This window comes from Methylobacterium sp. Leaf361 (assembly GCF_001424445.1).
Taxonomy (GTDB): domain Bacteria; phylum Pseudomonadota; class Alphaproteobacteria; order Rhizobiales; family Beijerinckiaceae; genus Methylobacterium.
The window spans coordinates 525,461-541,064 of sequence record NZ_LMPY01000023.1; the positions used below are offsets into that span (position 1 = coordinate 525,461).

At 61.1% G+C, this 15,604-nt stretch carries 13 protein-coding genes and 1 tRNA gene; 7 read left to right on the forward strand and 7 right to left on the reverse strand.

Annotation, left to right across the window (positions count from 1 at the left end; translation table 11 throughout):
- Window positions 1–8: 8 nt before the first annotated feature.
- From ASG32_RS18375 to ASG32_RS18390, 6 genes are all read left to right on the forward strand, one after another.
- Window positions 9–1,448, forward strand: coding sequence for an IS1182 family transposase (locus ASG32_RS18375; protein ID WP_056528943.1), 1,440 nt, complete (start codon window positions 9–11; stop codon window positions 1,446–1,448).
- Between the two features lie 532 nt (window positions 1,449–1,980).
- On the forward strand, window positions 1,981–3,546 hold the full coding sequence (locus ASG32_RS18380) for a 2-isopropylmalate synthase (protein WP_012319619.1): 1,566 nt from the start codon (window positions 1,981–1,983) through the stop codon (window positions 3,544–3,546).
- 100 nt (window positions 3,547–3,646) lie between these two features.
- A tRNA-Lys gene (locus tag ASG32_RS18385) sits at window positions 3,647–3,722 on the forward strand.
- A gap of 449 nt (window positions 3,723–4,171) precedes the next feature.
- Window positions 4,172–6,295 carry an ATP-binding domain-containing protein gene (locus ASG32_RS32675; RefSeq protein WP_082557948.1) on the forward strand — a complete coding sequence of 708 codons (2,124 nt, stop codon included), beginning with the start codon at window positions 4,172–4,174 and terminating at the stop codon, window positions 6,293–6,295.
- Window position 6,296: 1 nt separating this feature from the next.
- Entirely contained in the window at window positions 6,297–6,956 is a 660-nt protein-coding gene (locus tag ASG32_RS32680; RefSeq protein WP_082557931.1) for a DUF2290 domain-containing protein, read from the forward strand.
- Between the two features lie 1,023 nt (window positions 6,957–7,979).
- Window positions 7,980–8,762 carry a Crp/Fnr family transcriptional regulator gene (locus ASG32_RS18390; protein ID WP_082557932.1) on the forward strand — a complete coding sequence of 261 codons (783 nt, stop codon included), beginning with the start codon at window positions 7,980–7,982 and terminating at the stop codon, window positions 8,760–8,762.
- On the opposite strand, the gene ASG32_RS18395 is transcribed toward ASG32_RS18390, so the two are convergent.
- The 7 genes from ASG32_RS18395 to ASG32_RS18425 form a co-directional block, all read right to left on the reverse strand.
- Entirely contained in the window at window positions 8,726–9,196 is a 471-nt protein-coding gene (locus tag ASG32_RS18395; RefSeq protein WP_157861990.1) for a hypothetical protein, read from the reverse strand. The two genes, ASG32_RS18390 and ASG32_RS18395, sit on opposite strands and share 37 nt — an antisense overlap.
- A 140-nt stretch (window positions 9,197–9,336) precedes the next feature.
- A complete protein-coding gene (locus tag ASG32_RS18400) occupies window positions 9,337–9,789 on the reverse strand; it encodes a MarR family winged helix-turn-helix transcriptional regulator (RefSeq protein WP_157861991.1) in 453 nt (150 codons plus the stop codon).
- A gap of 172 nt (window positions 9,790–9,961) precedes the next feature.
- Window positions 9,962–10,582: a hypothetical protein gene (locus tag ASG32_RS18405; RefSeq protein ID WP_157861992.1), complete on the reverse strand. Its 621-nt coding sequence runs from the start codon at window positions 10,580–10,582 to the stop codon at window positions 9,962–9,964.
- Window positions 10,583–11,110: 528 nt separating this feature from the next.
- On the reverse strand, window positions 11,111–11,479 hold the full coding sequence (locus ASG32_RS18410; RefSeq protein ID WP_056528958.1) for a hypothetical protein: 369 nt from the start codon (window positions 11,477–11,479) through the stop codon (window positions 11,111–11,113).
- A gap of 165 nt (window positions 11,480–11,644) precedes the next feature.
- On the reverse strand, window positions 11,645–12,382 hold the full coding sequence (locus ASG32_RS18415) for a hypothetical protein (RefSeq protein ID WP_056528961.1): 738 nt from the start codon (window positions 12,380–12,382) through the stop codon (window positions 11,645–11,647).
- A 444-nt stretch (window positions 12,383–12,826) separates the two neighbouring features.
- Window positions 12,827–13,705, reverse strand: coding sequence for a methyltransferase domain-containing protein (locus tag ASG32_RS32685; RefSeq protein ID WP_082557933.1), 879 nt, complete (start codon window positions 13,703–13,705; stop codon window positions 12,827–12,829).
- A 4-nt stretch (window positions 13,706–13,709) separates the two neighbouring features.
- Entirely contained in the window at window positions 13,710–14,630 is a 921-nt protein-coding gene (locus tag ASG32_RS18425) for a methyltransferase domain-containing protein (protein WP_157861993.1), read from the reverse strand.
- Between the two features lie 196 nt (window positions 14,631–14,826).
- Between ASG32_RS18425 and ASG32_RS18430 the strand changes: the two genes are divergently transcribed.
- A complete protein-coding gene (locus ASG32_RS18430; protein ID WP_056528970.1) occupies window positions 14,827–15,201 on the forward strand; it encodes a hypothetical protein in 375 nt (124 codons plus the stop codon).
- Window positions 15,202–15,604 lie beyond the last annotated feature (403 nt).

Genomic DNA, 15,604 nt, shown 5'->3' on the forward strand with positions numbered 1-15,604 from the left:
AGTCCAGCATGGGTCGGTTCGTCGAAGGGCAGGACCGTCGGCAGTCCTGGTTGTTGCCCAGTTCGCTGGATGACTACGTCACCGCCGACAATCCGGTTCGGGTGATCGAGGTCTTCATCGACGAACTCGATCTGGGCGCCCTCGGCTTCACCCGCTTCGAGCCCGCTGCGACGGGACGGCCTGCCTATGATCCGGCCACGCTGCTGAAGCTCTACCTCTACGGCTACCTCAACCGAGTGCCGTCGAGCCGGCGACTTGAGCGTGAGGCACAGCGCAACATTGAGGTGATGTGGCTGACCGGTCGCTTGGCGCCCGATCACAAGACGATCGCCAACTTCAGGCGCGACAACGGGCCTGCGATCCAGGCGGCCTGTCGGCAGTTCGTGATGCTGTGCCGGGATCTGCAGCTCTTCGCCGGGGCGACCGTCGCCTTGGACGGGTCGAAGTTCAAGGCGGTCAACAACCGGGACCGCAATTACACCGTGGCCAAGGTCGCCAAGCGCCTGGAACAGGTTGAGGCCAGCATCGCCCGCTACCTCGCGGCGCTCGACCGGGCGGACAGGGAGGGCAGCGACGTCCCCGAGGCACGCACGCAGCGCATCGGTGAGAAGATCGCCGCCCTGCGCCGACAGATGGCCTTCCTGCGCGAGATTCAGGCGCAGGTGGAGATCGCGGACGACGGGCAGGTCTCGCTGACCGACCCGGACGCCCGCTCGATGGCGACGAGCGGGCGCGGCACCGGCATCGTCGGCTACAACGTCCAGATTGCGGTTGACCCCGAGCATCATCTCGTCGTCGCCCATGAGGTCATCAACGAGGGCCACGACCGGACCCAGCTCGTGCCGATGGGCGATTGGGCCAAGCAGGCCATCGACGCGGGCGAGATCGTGGTCCTGGCCGATCGCGGCTACTACAGCGGTAACGAGGTTCTGGCCTGCGAGGGCACGGGCATCCTGCCGGCCATGCCGCGCGCCGACACGTCGGGTCGAGCCAAGAAGGGGCTCTTCGTGCGCGCCGACTTCGTCTACGACCCCGCGGCCGATCACTACGTCTGTCCCGCCGGCGCTGTGCTGACAAAGTCTAATGCGCGCTCCGATCGACACGGTGACATCGACCACTACCGCAACCTGGAGGCCTGTCATGCCTGCGCGATGCGGGCGCGCTGTACCACCGAGAAGTTCAAACGCTTCAAGCGCTGGAAGCACGAGGCGGTTCTGGAGGCCATGCAGAGGCGGCTCGATGCCATGCCGGACGCCATGGCGATCCGGCGTGCCACGGTCGAGCATGTCTTCGGGACGCTGAAAGCTTGGATGGGCAGCACGCCCTTCCTGACGAAGGGCCTGAAAGGCGTGAGAACCGAGATGAGCCTCGCGATTCTTGCCTACAACGTGAAGCGGATGATCCGCCTGTTCGGCGCAGCCTGGCTCATCCAGGCCATTCGAGCCTGAAGCGGCCCACCGCGCCGCCGTCATCATCCTGCCAAGCGACGCTGCCAGCCACGAGCAACGCGTTTTGACACGGCCTCGACCCGACGCTGCTGGCGGAGTTCGAGGTCTGGGCCGCGGGGCAGATGCTGTTCTACGACGATCTCGCGGCAGCGATCCTCGCGGAGGCGCCGGCCGCGCCCGTCCCGGCCGGCGCCTCCGGACACGTCGGTCTCGCTTGTGTTCCGGTCGATCCGGGGATACCTACGGGCGGCACCGCGCCGTGAGAACGTCCCGCGCGGGTCGCCGACAGGAGAGACGAGCCTTGGCCAGAGCCGGCTCAGCGATCGAGACCGTCCGCGCCGCCTCTACGGCGCTGCGGTCCCGTGCGCGCCGCTCCGGGCTCCTTCTTCCGCTTCTGCTTACCCGCCCCTGAGGGCCGTCCGGGCGCGCGCCTGGGCCTTCAGGGGAGTTCTTTCAATCGCGAATCCGCCCGCGAGGGCACCACGCCGCGCCGCGCCATCACGTGCCGGGCGGCCCGCGACAGGGTAATGCCATGACTACGACCAGCACCGCTTCCGCCCGCGACCGGATCCTGATCTTCGACACGACGCTCCGCGACGGCGAGCAGTGCCCCGGCGCCACCATGACCTTCGACGAGAAGCTCGCGGTCGCCGAGTTGCTCGACACGATGGGCGTCGACATCATCGAGGCCGGGTTCCCCATCGCGTCGAACGGCGATTTCGAGGCGGTCTCGGAGATCGCCCGGAGGACCAAGCGCGCGACCATCGCGGGCCTCGCCCGCGCGATCCCCGCCGACATCGCCCGGGCCGGCGAGGCCGTGCGCCACGCCAAGCGCGCGCGGATCCACACCTTCGTGTCCACCTCGCCGATCCATCTCGCGCACCAGATGCGCAAGAGCCAGGACGAGGTCGTCGAGATCATCCTCAAGACCGTGGCCCAGGCCCGCGACCTCGTCGAGGACGTGGAGTGGTCGGCCATGGACGCGACCCGCACGCCGCTCGACTACCTGTGCCGCTGCGTTGAGGCGGCGATCAAGGCCGGCGCTACGACCATCAACCTCCCCGATACAGTCGGCTACGCCACGCCGTCGGAGTACCGCGACATGTTCGCGAACGTCCGCGCGCGCGTGCCGAACGCCGACAAGGCCGTGTTCTCGGTCCATTGCCACAACGACCTGGGCCTCGCGATCGCCAATTCCCTGGCCGGCATCGAGGGCGGCGCCCGGCAGGTCGAGTGCACGATCAACGGCATCGGCGAGCGCGCTGGCAACGCCGCACTCGAGGAGATCGTGATGGCGCTGCGCACCCGCGCGGACGTGCTGCCCTACGAGACCGGCGTCGAGTCGACCATGCTGACCCGAGCCTCGAAGCTCGTGAGCCACGCCACGAACTTTCCTGTGCAGTTCAACAAGGCGATCGTCGGCCGCAACGCCTTCGCGCACGAGAGCGGCATTCACCAGGACGGCATGCTGAAGAACGCCGAGACCTACGAGATCATGACGCCGGCCTCCGTGGGGCTGACCAAGACCTCCCTGGTGATGGGCAAGCACTCCGGCCGGGCGGCGTTCCGCTCCAAGCTGGAGGATCTCGGCCTGCACCTGTCGGACAACCAGTTCCAGGACGCCTTCGACCGGTTCAAGGCCTTGGCCGACCGGAAGAAGCACGTCTACGACGAGGATATCGAGGCACTGGTCGACGAGAACCTCGCCACGGCCCATGACCGGATCCGGCTGGTCTCGCTGTCGGTCATCGCCGGCACCCGCGGACCGCAGCGCGCCACGCTGCGGATCGCCGACGAGACCGGAACGCGGATCGAGGAGGCGGACGGCAACGGGCCGGTGGACGCGGTGTTCAACGCGATCTCGGCGCTGGTCCCGCATCAGGCGCAGCTGGAACTCTATCAGGTCCATGCCGTGACCGGCGGGACGGACGCGCAGGCCGAGGTCTCGGTGCGCCTACGGGACGGCGAGCGCAGCGTCACCGCGCGCGGAGCCGATCCGGACACGCTCGTGGCGTCGGCGAAGGCGTATCTGTCGGCGCTGAACAAGCTGTCGGCTCATTCCGTGCGCGTGCATGCACAGCATGCGGCGGCGGAATGAGAAAAAGCGGCGGCCGGGGGTGGACAGGCCCCGGCCGCGTTGGTATCAGCCCGCCACCCCGGACGGACTTGGTGGCCACCGGGCGGTCGCAGAAGCGATCGGGCGCATAGCTCAGTTGGTAGAGCAGCTGACTCTTAATCAGCGGGTCCTAGGTTCGAACCCTAGTGCGCCCACCAAGCATCCCATTCAATCCGTTGGATAATCCGGCGGGACCTCGGTCCCGGTGAGTACCGGATTGGGGTCGGGGTACTCACGGGGTACTCACTTTCCGAGATTGGTACTCAGCTGGCCTCCAGCTGCAGTCGCGGCGGATCTGCCGAGAGCGTCCAGCATTACCGCTGAGGGATACGCCGCCTGCAGGAAATGGTCATCAGAGTGGGCAACACACTTATGCCCGTCAGGCCAATCCTGACGCGGGAGCCTTAAGGTAGCCGAACAGCGCGGCAGCCTTCTCCTTTGACGTGGCATTCCGAACCGAGCCGTTGTCAGCCGATATAGCGGTTTACGGCCTACGCCGTTATGAAGCCAGATATCTGGCGCTGGCGGGAAGCGCGGAGAGGCGTTCGAGATCGCCAACTGCATCTCCATGCGATAAAATGGCGACTACGCGGAGTTTCGAGCGGCTATGGCGACAACGGTTTGGGGCAGCACAACAAAACCTATGTCGGCCCGTCATTTGGCCGCGATGGTGGAGAGTGATCAAGATATCAACGGCACTCTGTACATCGGATATCCAGTTCTCGGAACGCCCGACGGTGCCTTTCCGTTTGATGCCGTGCTTCTAAGCCCCGACCATGGCGCAGTTTTATTTGATATAGTCGAAGGAAAGTCGGCCGGCGATTTTGCGGCGCGTCAAGACAATATGTTTTCGAAGCTTCAGTCCAAACTAATTCAGCATCAGCCGCTTGTGAAGAGAAGGCAACTGCTCCCAACGCTCACGACAGTTACATTCGCACCTGCATCTTCTGAAGATGAAATTGTTGACGGTGACCATCCTCTTTTTTCATCGAACAGGATTTTAAAATTTATCAACAATATTGAATGGACGGGAGAGAGCTCCTACGAAGCTATGGCCTCCGCCATACAAGCCTTAACGACCATAAAAAAAGGCAGGAGAAAGCGCGAAGCGAAGCGCCCTGACACTCGCGGCGACAAGTTGCAGCGTTTGAATGACTCAATTGCCAATCTCGACGCTCATCAGAGCGCCGCCGTTATTGAGACTGTCGACGGAGTTCAGAGAATTCGGGGTTTAGCGGGATCAGGTAAGACTATCGTGCTGGCCCTGAAAGTGGCATATCTACACGCCCAGCACCCGGAATGGCGAATTGCGATTACCTTCAATACAAGGTCATTGCGCGATCAGTTCACAAGACTAGTGACCAATTTCGTCTACGAGCAGACTAATGAAGAACCAGATTGGGAAAAGATAGATATCATTCACTCTTGGGGCTCGCCTAATACACCTGCGGGCATGTACTATCAATTTACGAAGGACAACAATACTCCGTACTTTGATTTTCGTGCAGCAAAAGATGCTTTCGGGAGCGAACGCGAATTCGACGGCGCCTGTAAGAACGCCTTGACGCACAGCCCAAACCCTATCCAATTATACGATGCAATATTAGTTGACGAGGCCCAGGACCTTCCGCCCTCTTTTCTGCAGTTATGCTATCATTCACTCAAAGCACCTAAAAGATTAGTCTATGCGTACGATGAGCTTCAGAGCTTGAATAACGCGACCCTACCACCTCCAGAAGAGCTTTTTGGAGTAGATAAGAAAGGGCGCGCTCACGTAAAATTCGCCGAAGCGGCGCCAGGCCAACCTCGTCAAGATATTATTCTTCGGGTCTGCTATCGTAACTCGCGCCCCATTCTCGCGACTGCTCACGCCTTAGGCTTTGGGATTTACCGCCAGCCTGACGGTTTGATCGCCACATTTGATCAGGCCCATCTTTGGCGAGACGTCGGCTACTCGGTGAAAGAGGGCGACCTTAAAGACAATCAGTATGTTTCACTAGCTCGCACTCAGAAAACAAGTCCCCCATTTCTGGAAAATCATTCGAGTTTGGACGATCTAATTTCTTTCAAACGTTTTGAAAGCGCAGACGAGCAAACTGCTTGGCTGGTCGACTCCATCCAGGCAAATCTTTCGGTCGACGATCTATCTCCAGATGACATAATCGTAATCAATCCCGACCCCATGACAACTCGAAGTGCTGTTTCTGCTGCGAGAGGAGCGTTATTCGAGAAGAATATCAATAGCTCCCTTGCTGGCGTTTCCGGATCTCCGGATGTATTTTTCGAAAATGATGTAGTCACTTTTACCGGGATTTTTCGCGCCAAGGGCAACGAAGCCGGAATGGTCTACATTATCAATGCACACGATTGTTACAGCGCATATCTGCCCGCTAAGTTAACGCGCATCAGGAGCCAGCTGTTTACCGCCATCACAAGATCCAAAGCCTGGGTCAGGGTTCTTGGTGTAGGCCCGAAGATGGATCGATTGATCGAAGAATATGAGCGGGTTAAAGACAATAACTATTGCCTGAATTTTATATATCCCGATGAGGCTCGTCGCAAAGAAATGCGAACTATTAACAGGGACCTCACGAGAATTGAGCAAGAAACTCTCTCGAAAAAAGTTGCGGATCTTACTGATGTTGTAAGCGCGATCGACCAGGGGGACGTTAAACTAGAGGACCTACCTGTTTCACTCCGGAAGCGGTTGGCGGCGATACTGAGGTCCTAATATGACGCCGCAACAGACGCTGCAGAACATTCGTGACGTGATGAGCCGGGTTATCAGATCCGGCCTGTCGGATCATCAAAATTTTCCAGCGCTCCGAAACGTTGGCACTCACGAGCAAGAAATTTATATCACTGGATCTCCAGATTTGTCGATCAGTTTAAAAAATCTTCCTTACCCAGAGATATATAAATCTCTCGGAGAGGCGGGCGCCTACAATCTAAGACTGGTCGACGGATCATTGATCCAAATGCTATATACTTTCAAGCGCAACACAATTCAAACCCACCGACTTGCGTTATTTCCGTCTCCGAGTTTGGAGAATTTTGACGCTGATCCGCAATCATACATCAATGACACTCTTTTCAATGAAATTACTGCTAATTATCTCGTCAAGTTTCCGGTCAGATTTGATTTCTCTGCCTCGGATAGCGAGTTTGTCGAGTTCGATCATCCTAGATCGCATCTTTCACTAGGACAATACAAAGGATGTCGAATACCCGCTAGCGCTCCCCTATCGCCGGCAAAATTTATGAGATTTGTAACTAGAAACTTTTATTTTCCCGCGATTGAACTGCTAAAATTTGCCGATCCGGATAGCGACCCAAAATTTAGCGACACGATTACTGTCGGAGAGCGAGCATTGGCATTTTTTAATGTGTAGCAATCGATAATCTCGCAATCATTCCGAATGCCCGCGCCCGGGAATTAATTCTAAGCGCCTTAAGTTACATTCGTGCTGATTATCGTGTCATTTTTCCGAATTTAGTTCTTCTATCAATCTCGATTGACGCTCGGTAAGTGGCAGATCGCGCTCTATAGCCATAGCGCACTCATGTACTTCATTGGAAGCATGACGCAGTCGCTCGATCACCTTCGGGTTCTCCGTCTGGAGCTGAGCCTCGTCGTGGGCCCAGGCCACGCCCACGAGGGCGTGGACGAGCGGCAGGTTGTGGGCCCGGTTCACGCTAGGCCTTCGATCTTGTGGCCGAACAGCACCGTCATGACGACGAGAGGGCCGGGGCGGTCGAACGTCGCGGGCGTCGCGGTAATCACGAGGGCCATAGGGGGGTACTCCTTATCGGCTGGGTCCGTTTCGGACCGTGCGGGTCAGGCGTGCGAATGCGCGACTGTGGTGGGTTGAGGGTAGCTCCGCTCGGCCCGGCGGGCTTGGTGCTGAGCGAGCAGCCTATCTGCGCGCTGCTGGGACGTCTCTCTGGGTGGCTGCTGCATAGGCTTGTTCTCCCATATCCGATATGGAATGCGACCTCGAACTTGTTGCCGGACTTTTGACTTGTTAGTCCGATCCGTACCATCTAGTTCTAGCGTGGACACGGTCTGGTAGTGGACGTTGGGAGGCCTTCGCCGCATTTTTCCGCACTGCACAGTGAGAACAGGACAAGAACACGCACGGGGATATGTGCCGAAGGCGTTGACTTTCGTGCAACGAAAATGGTGGATCAGCGTACCATATCGACAGCCTGCGTTGGGCGAGCGTCGGTACGATTTATCCAGTGCTCACGGTCACGTTACTCGGAATATTTGCCTAAGATGATAGTAAATCACCGACCAGAGCTGAGCGATGACTGCGACTGCAGCTTTGTATCAGCAAAAGTATTTTGTCGGTGAAGTGGCTTAACATGCGTGCATCCGCTGCCACAATAGCCGGTCCGAGGATCTGACCGACATGACTGACAATCGAGGTGAGCTGTACTACAGCGGGCACACGAATAAGATAGTTGCCGCGCTGGTACAGATTGATGACAGCTGGGTAGATGTATTCGAGCGTGTAACAGTTAGACCGGGCCAGACCTTGGTTCATGGCGGCACCCGGCCGGCACTACTTCACTTTCCCATCAACAGCGTATGCGTCGACCTTGTAAGCCCCACAGGATGGAGCCCGAGCGCCGCTCCAGCTTCTGTGGCCGGCGAGAACAAGGACAACACTGTCCAGGTCGCCATGCACGGTGACGCTGGCATGGTTGGCATCCAGGCCCTGATCTCCAACAGCCTGTCCTCGCGCATGACCGTGGTGGATCACGGCGGGCAAGCGCTCCGCTGCCAGATCTCGGCGGCGCGCCGCATGATGGACAGCTCGCCGGCCTCGCGTGAGCTGCTGCTGAATTTCACGGCGCTGGCTCTGGAAGAGCTGGCGCAGCAAGCCGCCGGTCAGCAACGGCTTGGCGTGCCCGAGCGGGTCGCGGCCTACCTGCTGGAGACGTTGAACCTGCTGCGTGAGCAGACGCTGCCGCTCACGCACATCCACATCTCGAAACGCCTGGGCTGCAGACGCCCGTCCGTGACGGAAGCGCTCACGGCCATGACGAACGAGGGCGTGCTGCGCCAGGTCGACAAAGGCCGGATCGAGGTGCTGAACGAGCACGCGCTGCGGGCTCGGGTCGAGGGGGCGTGGCCGAGCCTGTTCCACGGCCGTCAGGCGTTCACGGAACGGCTGAGCGCCGCCGCGTAGTCGATGACTGCGCGCGGCGTGAAATACTCGATCTGCGAGGGCCGGGCGCGATAGGCCGGCAGGGTGGCGCGAGCCTCTGCGATGACGTCGAGCACGTCGGTGTGGCTGGTGCTGCGGCTGTCGTTGAGCTGCTGCAGGCTCTCAAGGCAGGGCGTGCCGAAGATGCGGCGCGCGGTGTCGAGGAGGAGGATCTCGGTGTCCTCGGCGAGGCGAGCCCGCAGGACCGGGTCCACGATCTGGCCCAGCATGCGGTCCAGCGCGCCAGACAGGCACCAGGACCGGGCGGCGGGCGAGCAGGGGTCGCAGGGCATCCCCTCGCTGGTGTGCGAGCCAGCGCGCCGGCTCCACTCGTGCGGCAGCCGCAGCGTGGCGTGCATACCGTCGAGGACGTTGGCCACGTTCTGTGGCCCGAAGTCGGTGTGCGTTCGTGGCATGCCCATATTGGATATGGTCCTCCTTACCAAACTGGCTCGGTGCGCCCACACGTCGGGCTCGCGACGCGCAGCGATGTTCTCATTCTGTTCTAGTTGCGCCAACCCCAGGTTTCACCCCGGGGCAGCTACTGACCTGGGGATCAGCTCACATCGCAGCTGAACACATGCCGATCACGGCATGCGTCGTACGCATGCGAGAAGCTGGATAGCGGCGGTCCGACCTCGAACTGGTTCAGGATCGAGTTGGCAGCCGGGGTGGCGCAGAAGCAGCCGAGGAGGCAGGCGAGGCGGGCCAGCAGCTGGCGGCCCTTCGGGGACAGGCGCAGCTCGTGCTGGCGGCCCTTCGGCTCGCAGTGGATCAGGTCGAAGTTGCCCGCCTTGAGGTTGCCCACCACACGGCTGGCGGTCGCCTGAGGGATGTCGAGGAAGTCGCGGACGTCGCGCTGGCAGGCGCCCTCATTGTCCGCGACGAAGAGGAAGGCCCGCAGCTCGGGCGAGGTGATGCCGGGGGCGCTCTCCACCACGGTCGACTGGAGGGCGAGCAGGCGCTTCGGCACGGTTCCGAGCGAGCGTCCGAGCGAGCGTCCTGGCATTCGTTTCCCTCATATTACAGGCGTCACATATCCACTTCTGGATGAGTTGGCCACCTGCTAATTTTGCATAATGTCCCAGCAAAATGGAACGTAACGTACCGAACCAATGACGCGTCCGCGCTGTCGCGGCGAACATCTCGGTACGTTCCGTACAGTCCGAACCGGGCACACGTCAATCCGGGTTGGCTTCGTCCCAGGCGAGATATGCGGCCCATGTGTCAGGCGTGACCGAGCCGGGCGGCAGCTCGCATTCATCCTCGGCGCTCTCGATGGTCTGCTCGGCTGCCGGGCGCACGCGCTGGAGGGTCTCCAGGGGCGTCTCGACGTTCGGGTCGCCTACCAGCTGCGGCTGCGGATGTGGCTCGCCGGGCGTGAACTGCTCCAGCACCCGCATGGCGCCCAGCAGCGGGCGGGTGTCCGGCACCGCGCCCATGTCCTGCGTGTGGTGCGGGTTCACGCACCGGTCGTTGTGGCAGCGCCCGAGCTTGGGCACGGCCTTCAGGTCGATCCCGTGGACCAGGCCGTAGACCACACGATAGGCGGCCACCGGGTAGCCGAGCGCGCTCACCCACACGGTCGGTGTCCCGCGTGCGTTCACCATGCAGCCGGTGGTGTGGCGGAAGCGCGAGGTGTCCTCCTTCACCGGGTACTCCTTGTGGTAGCGGGTCGGCGCACGAAATGAGCCTGTCCACTCCCAGCAAGCCTCGCGTTCGTTTTCGTGGTCGAGCCGGATCTTATTCCTGATCCTGGTTGGTAGCTCGGTGAGGCTCAGCGGTGTCGGTGTGTCGGTCATGGCCCTCTAGTCCGTTTCGTACCAATTCTAAGGCTTACGAGTTCGCCTCTTACCCCTTATAGAACAATAACATTGTTCCTAATGTTCGGATTTCCAGCTACTTAGGGTCGGAATTTATAAGCTCTAGTTTTTCTCCTACACCCTAGAAGAAGGGAAAAGAAGAAGAAAGACAAGAACTTACGTGCCCCGCACCGATCACGAGACCAGGACCGCGTTTTGCGCGTGCGCTGGCAGCTCCTAGATGGCGCGACGGGCGACCGCATACCCCACCAACTACCATCTAGGAAGTACGTTCCGTACCGTGAGCCCGAGACACGCTAGAAAATGCCCGGCGCGCCCGGCACCAGGACCTCGCCGAGCACCACGTACAGGGTCAGCAGCACGGTGCCGACCAGGAAAATGATCTTGTCCGCGTTCGTGTCCATGATGTCCTCCATATCGGATATGGTCGTGAGGTCCCGAGACGGATCTCGGGCGTTGTCGCGTGCCCGCATGGTGGCCCGGTGGGCCAGTGCGCGCTCCAGTGCGTCATCGCGGTAGGGTGCCGCGCCTGATCTTCTCGCGGCCGGCCTGGACGTCCGCGGGATAGCGGCGCTTGGGCTCGATGAAGCGCTCGGCGCGCTTGTCGGCGCCGTGCATGCCGCCCACCGGCTCCGCGATGGCGTCCACGAGACTGCGCCCGCGTGCGGTCGCGTGGCGCGTCTGGCGCGAGACCGTGAAGTAGAGGTCGATCTGGTGCTGCTGCGCGGGCGTGCGTTCCTCGGTCGGGATCGCGATTAGCGCCTGCATCGCGTAGCGCAGCGAGACCAGGCTCGCCGGCGGGCGTGTCTGGAAGCGCACCGGGCTCGCCTCATGGCGCATGAGGCCGAGCGCGAACTCGGGATTGGCGTGGGCCATCGGAAAACTCCGTGATGTGGGGAGGGCGCCATATTGGATATGGCTGGATGCCGGGCGGCATGGCGCGCACGAGCGCGCGCATGGGCGCACACCGAGACAGGGCCTCGGTGCGCGCCGATGCGCGTGAGCGTGGGTGGGCGCCCCGTAGGGCGCCCGGTGTGGGCTTTAAGCCGCCTGCTTGGCGAAGTGCTTGGCCAGGGCCGACAGGGCCTCCGGCTCGACGGTGTCGGCCAGCACCGGGGCCGTGGTCGGGGCCGGGGCGGCGTCGACCATCGCCTGTAGGGCGCCGATCCGCTCATTGAGGGCCGCCAGGGCCGTCATCGCGTCGGCCGTGGTCAGGGCCGCGATCCCGGCGAGAACCGCGTCCAGGGCCGAAACCGGGGCCGCGGGAGCCATATCGGATATGGCGCTGCTGTCCGCCGCGTTGCCGGAGAAGAACAGGGCCGCCGCGCTGGCGTCCCGGCCCAGCGCCTTGGCCTTGGCCGCCGCCGCCTTGGCCGCCTTGGCCGCCGCCTTGTCGAGCGGCAGGAACTCGCCCGCCGTGGCCCAGGCCCGGATATCCGACCCGGACAGGATATTGAGGCCTTCGTAAAGCTGGCGAACCGCGTCCACCGCCTCATCGGCCGCCATATCCAATATGGCCGCCACCTCATCCGTGGCGTGGGTGTGGAACATGGTTGCCGCCGTCTCCACACCCTTGACGTAGCTCTGCCAGGTGTTTTCGGCGATCAGCCCCGTATCATGGGCGCGGGCGGCCAGGTGCTTGCGGATGACCTTGGTGTCGGTGCCCGAGTTCATCATGAACAGGAGCGTGAAGGCACTATAGGCGTGCAGCTTCATGCTTTCCGCACCGACGAGCGAAGCGAAACCGATATCGGCGACAGCAGCGTTGTTCAGGGCCATGACATCCTCGTAGGCTGGCACCGGAGGCCGGTGCGGGGGGTGTGAGCCATATCCGATATGGCTAGTTGGGCGAGGCGGCCGCCTCACTCACTCCCTCTATATGAGGGCACATTAAGACCATACAGACGGGCCTGTGCCCTGTCAACTCCTATCGTAGGAATAAATAGGTTATTTTGCAAATAATCACAAATACAACCGTCAAGCGAATAGTGCGATGGGTGGGCCCTTTTCTGTGGAATATTTCAGGCCTTGGTGAACACTATTGCCCCTGTGTTTTTCCGGAAAATTTCAATATTTGGGTACTAGCACTCGAATACTTGCGAGGCAAGCGCCGCCCACCGAGACCAGGCCCGCGGGGTAGGCCCATCAGTTGCTCAAGGCCCGCCCACCGAGACCCGGCCCAGGGAACCCACCGGGCTCGGGGGCAGGCCTTGAGCGCGAGACCTACAGGCGGCCCCGCATCCGATCCAGGATCGAGCGGAGGTGGCCGCCGACCCGCATCGGATCCTCGTCGACGCCCATCAGCAGAGGCGGATCGCCCGCCTCGATGGGCTCGCCACCCTTGCGGGCGACCAGCATGTTGCCGCACGCCAGCTCCGACTGCGCCGCCGCGGGGAGGGCGTTCACCAGGCGCGTCCACTCGGGCCCCATCGGGTCCAGCGAGACGATCTCGTGGAGCTGCATCTTCTTCACCCGGCGCCGCTCAGCCTCCGGCAGCCGGTACAGCAGCATCTGCAGGATCCAGCGCACCGTGAAGGCGGCGCTCTGGTGGGCGCCTGTGAAGGCCTGATCGACCGTGAACCCCGCATCCTCGAAGATCGTGGTCAGGCCCTCGCGCGTGGCGTTGAAGAAGTGCGACGGGTAGCCGTGGACTGGCTGCAGGAAGGGCCAGTCGATCATCGCGTAACCGCCCGGCTTCAACATCCGGTGGATCTCCCGGACCACCACCCACGGCTTGGGGACGTGCTCAAGCACCGCGAAGCACCCAATTCCGTACAGACTTTGGTCTCGGATCGGATAATAACAGTCCGGTTCGACTATCAAATCGGCAGAATTTGACGGATAAACTTCCAAATAGAGGCAATTATCGTACGTTTTCTCTCGTTTTCCGCACCCGAGATCAAGAAAAAGCTCGTTCGGGTGCGATTTTATCAAATCGTCGAAGATATCGACGTTCGCGCCGGCACTTTCGCTCTGGTATTGGCTCAGATCGAAGTGCCGGTCACCAGCGGTGATCGGGAAGGCCCCACTCGGGTGATTGTCCAAGGGAGGGGCCAATATCCCCCTGAACCGCTCGTATTTCGCCTGCGGATTGGCTTGCATGGGCTCACCTCCGCAGCAGACCGCTCAGAAGACCGCTCTTGCGCGGCTTCGGAGCCTCGGGTTCGGGGGCAGGGGGCGCCACGGGCGTCACGCGGACCGGGTCGACGAGCTTCGAGGTGTCGAAGGTGCGCTCAGAGGCCGAGCCGCGCCGGATCGCGATGATCGAGGGCCGCGTGGCGTGCTCAGTCTCGACCTTCTCGTCGTCGTGGTGATCGGCGTGGGCCGTCGTGAAGTGGACGTCGAAGCCCAGGTTGTCGAACAGCTTCTCGTACAGGCCCCGAGACAGGTGCCACCACACCCAGAACGCGCCCGTGTCGAGCTGCGTGATCGGGCGCATCTGCATCTCAGCGAGCGGCAGCACGTCCGTGAACGGGATCAGCACCGCCTCGCGCGCGAGACGCGCCCAGGCACCAATGGCGTAGACCGGGTCCGAGAGGTGCTCGACGATGGCGCCTGCCTGCACGACGTCGAACGACTGGGCCTCCCACTCGTAGAGCTGCGCCATCGGCGCGTAGACGCACTTCGCCTTGCTGTTGAATTTGTGCCAGGCGTACCACCAGGAGTTCTTGATCGGGTTGAGGTTCTGGACCTCCCACTGCCGCCGGCTCTCGACGATGTCCTGGTACGATAAGGACTGTGCGAACGGGAAATGCCGAAACTCGTGAGTGGACGAAGCGTCCAACCCTGTCACAACCGCCCCGGCCTTCTCAGCGTGGAACGCCAGGTAGCCCGAGGCAGTCCCGACGTCGAGCAAAGTCTTTCCTGCGAGGTCAAACCCGCCGATATACTGATCGAAATCGTGGATCGTCCAGCTTCCCTTGACGCTAGTTCCGTCCGGGAATTGCATAGAGTGATACCAGTAGAGGTTGTCTTCTGGAGTGATGACCCGCGGCTGCTCGAAATGTGGCAGTTGGGCCTTGGTCATTTCTTGGCTCATGGCTGAACCCTTCCTCCAGAACCTGGGGGTGCGCGAACGGCGAGCCTTCTAACAAGATCGTCAAGGCCTGTCGCGGAGGTTATTTCCTCTACCTCGGGTTGACGTACCCATCCATTAATGAATGTATCATTACCATAATCCGGCCTCGCTTGCGGTACGATCCGATCAGCGATAGGGGGCGCGGATGCGAAGCCTCTTCGTCCTGATCGTACTGTCTGCCACCGCACAGGCCGCTCCGCGCGCGCCAGCGCCGGTGATGGCCTCGGACAAGGCGGTGATCCTGGACTGGGCCCGTTCGGTGCTGGCGGATCCTTACTCGCTCCGCTCCACTGGCATCAGCGCGCCGCTCGTGAGCCCGGACGGGCGCGGCATGGTGTGCATCGAGTACAACGCCCGCAACGCGCTCGGCGGCTACACCGGCATCGACCGCATGGGCTTCGTCTGGACCCCGGCGGGACTGCGCCCGGCCATCCACGGCCTCGGCGGCGTCACCAATCTGACCTGCTACCAGCCCGGGGTTGTCATGCGACCTTTCCCCGAGCTGGCAAAGATCAAATAATCACTTCAATAGATTTTAAGTCTTAAGTCCCAGGAATAAATCTCAATGACGACAACCTACCGTCACCAACTTCTGTTCCTTTAAGGGTATTGTAGGTCCCCGGGGTCAAAACGGTCCTAGCACCGCCGTAATTATGATGCTCGAACAATTCCCAAGTACCGCGATGCACCTTAACTGAGGATGTTTCATCCCTCCAATTACCCAAATAACCATTCGGCACTTCTTTTAGATCAGGGACCCACTCGTGAAATGTTCTTTGATCATCATCGTTGTTACAACCCTCATTCCGATATATCGTGATTAGCGGATCACTCGACATCGCTGACCTATAATCGCCCAAGGGTAGGTTAGGCTATTTTGAGGCCTAGCATGGTGTCAATGACTGGAAGAGGCCCGGGTACGT

Excerpts from the sequence above, each read along its gene's own strand:
- ASG32_RS18375 (WP_056528943.1), top strand. The coding sequence starts at position 9 with ATGGGTCGGTTCGTCGAAGGGCAGGACCGTCGGCAGTCCTGGTTGTTG.
- ASG32_RS18410 (WP_056528958.1), bottom strand. The coding sequence starts at position 11,479 with ATGGCCCACGCCAATCCCGAGTTCGCGCTCGGCCTCATGCGCCATGAG.
- ASG32_RS18430 (WP_056528970.1), top strand. The coding sequence starts at position 14,827 with ATGCGAAGCCTCTTCGTCCTGATCGTACTGTCTGCCACCGCACAGGCC.
- ASG32_RS18415 (WP_056528961.1), bottom strand. The coding sequence starts at position 12,382 with ATGGCCCTGAACAACGCTGCTGTCGCCGATATCGGTTTCGCTTCGCTC.
- ASG32_RS32685 (WP_082557933.1), bottom strand. The coding sequence starts at position 13,705 with ATGCAAGCCAATCCGCAGGCGAAATACGAGCGGTTCAGGGGGATATTG.
- ASG32_RS32675 (WP_082557948.1), top strand. The coding sequence starts at position 4,172 with ATGGCGACAACGGTTTGGGGCAGCACAACAAAACCTATGTCGGCCCGT.
- ASG32_RS32680 (WP_082557931.1), top strand. The coding sequence starts at position 6,297 with ATGACGCCGCAACAGACGCTGCAGAACATTCGTGACGTGATGAGCCGG.
- ASG32_RS18380 (WP_012319619.1), top strand. The coding sequence starts at position 1,981 with ATGACTACGACCAGCACCGCTTCCGCCCGCGACCGGATCCTGATCTTC.
- ASG32_RS18395 (WP_157861990.1), bottom strand. The coding sequence starts at position 9,196 with ATGCCACGAACGCACACCGACTTCGGGCCACAGAACGTGGCCAACGTC.
- ASG32_RS18400 (WP_157861991.1), bottom strand. The coding sequence starts at position 9,789 with ATGCCAGGACGCTCGCTCGGACGCTCGCTCGGAACCGTGCCGAAGCGC.
- ASG32_RS18390 (WP_082557932.1), top strand. The coding sequence starts at position 7,980 with ATGACTGACAATCGAGGTGAGCTGTACTACAGCGGGCACACGAATAAG.
- ASG32_RS18425 (WP_157861993.1), bottom strand. The coding sequence starts at position 14,630 with ATGACCAAGGCCCAACTGCCACATTTCGAGCAGCCGCGGGTCATCACT.
- ASG32_RS18405 (WP_157861992.1), bottom strand. The coding sequence starts at position 10,582 with ATGACCGACACACCGACACCGCTGAGCCTCACCGAGCTACCAACCAGG.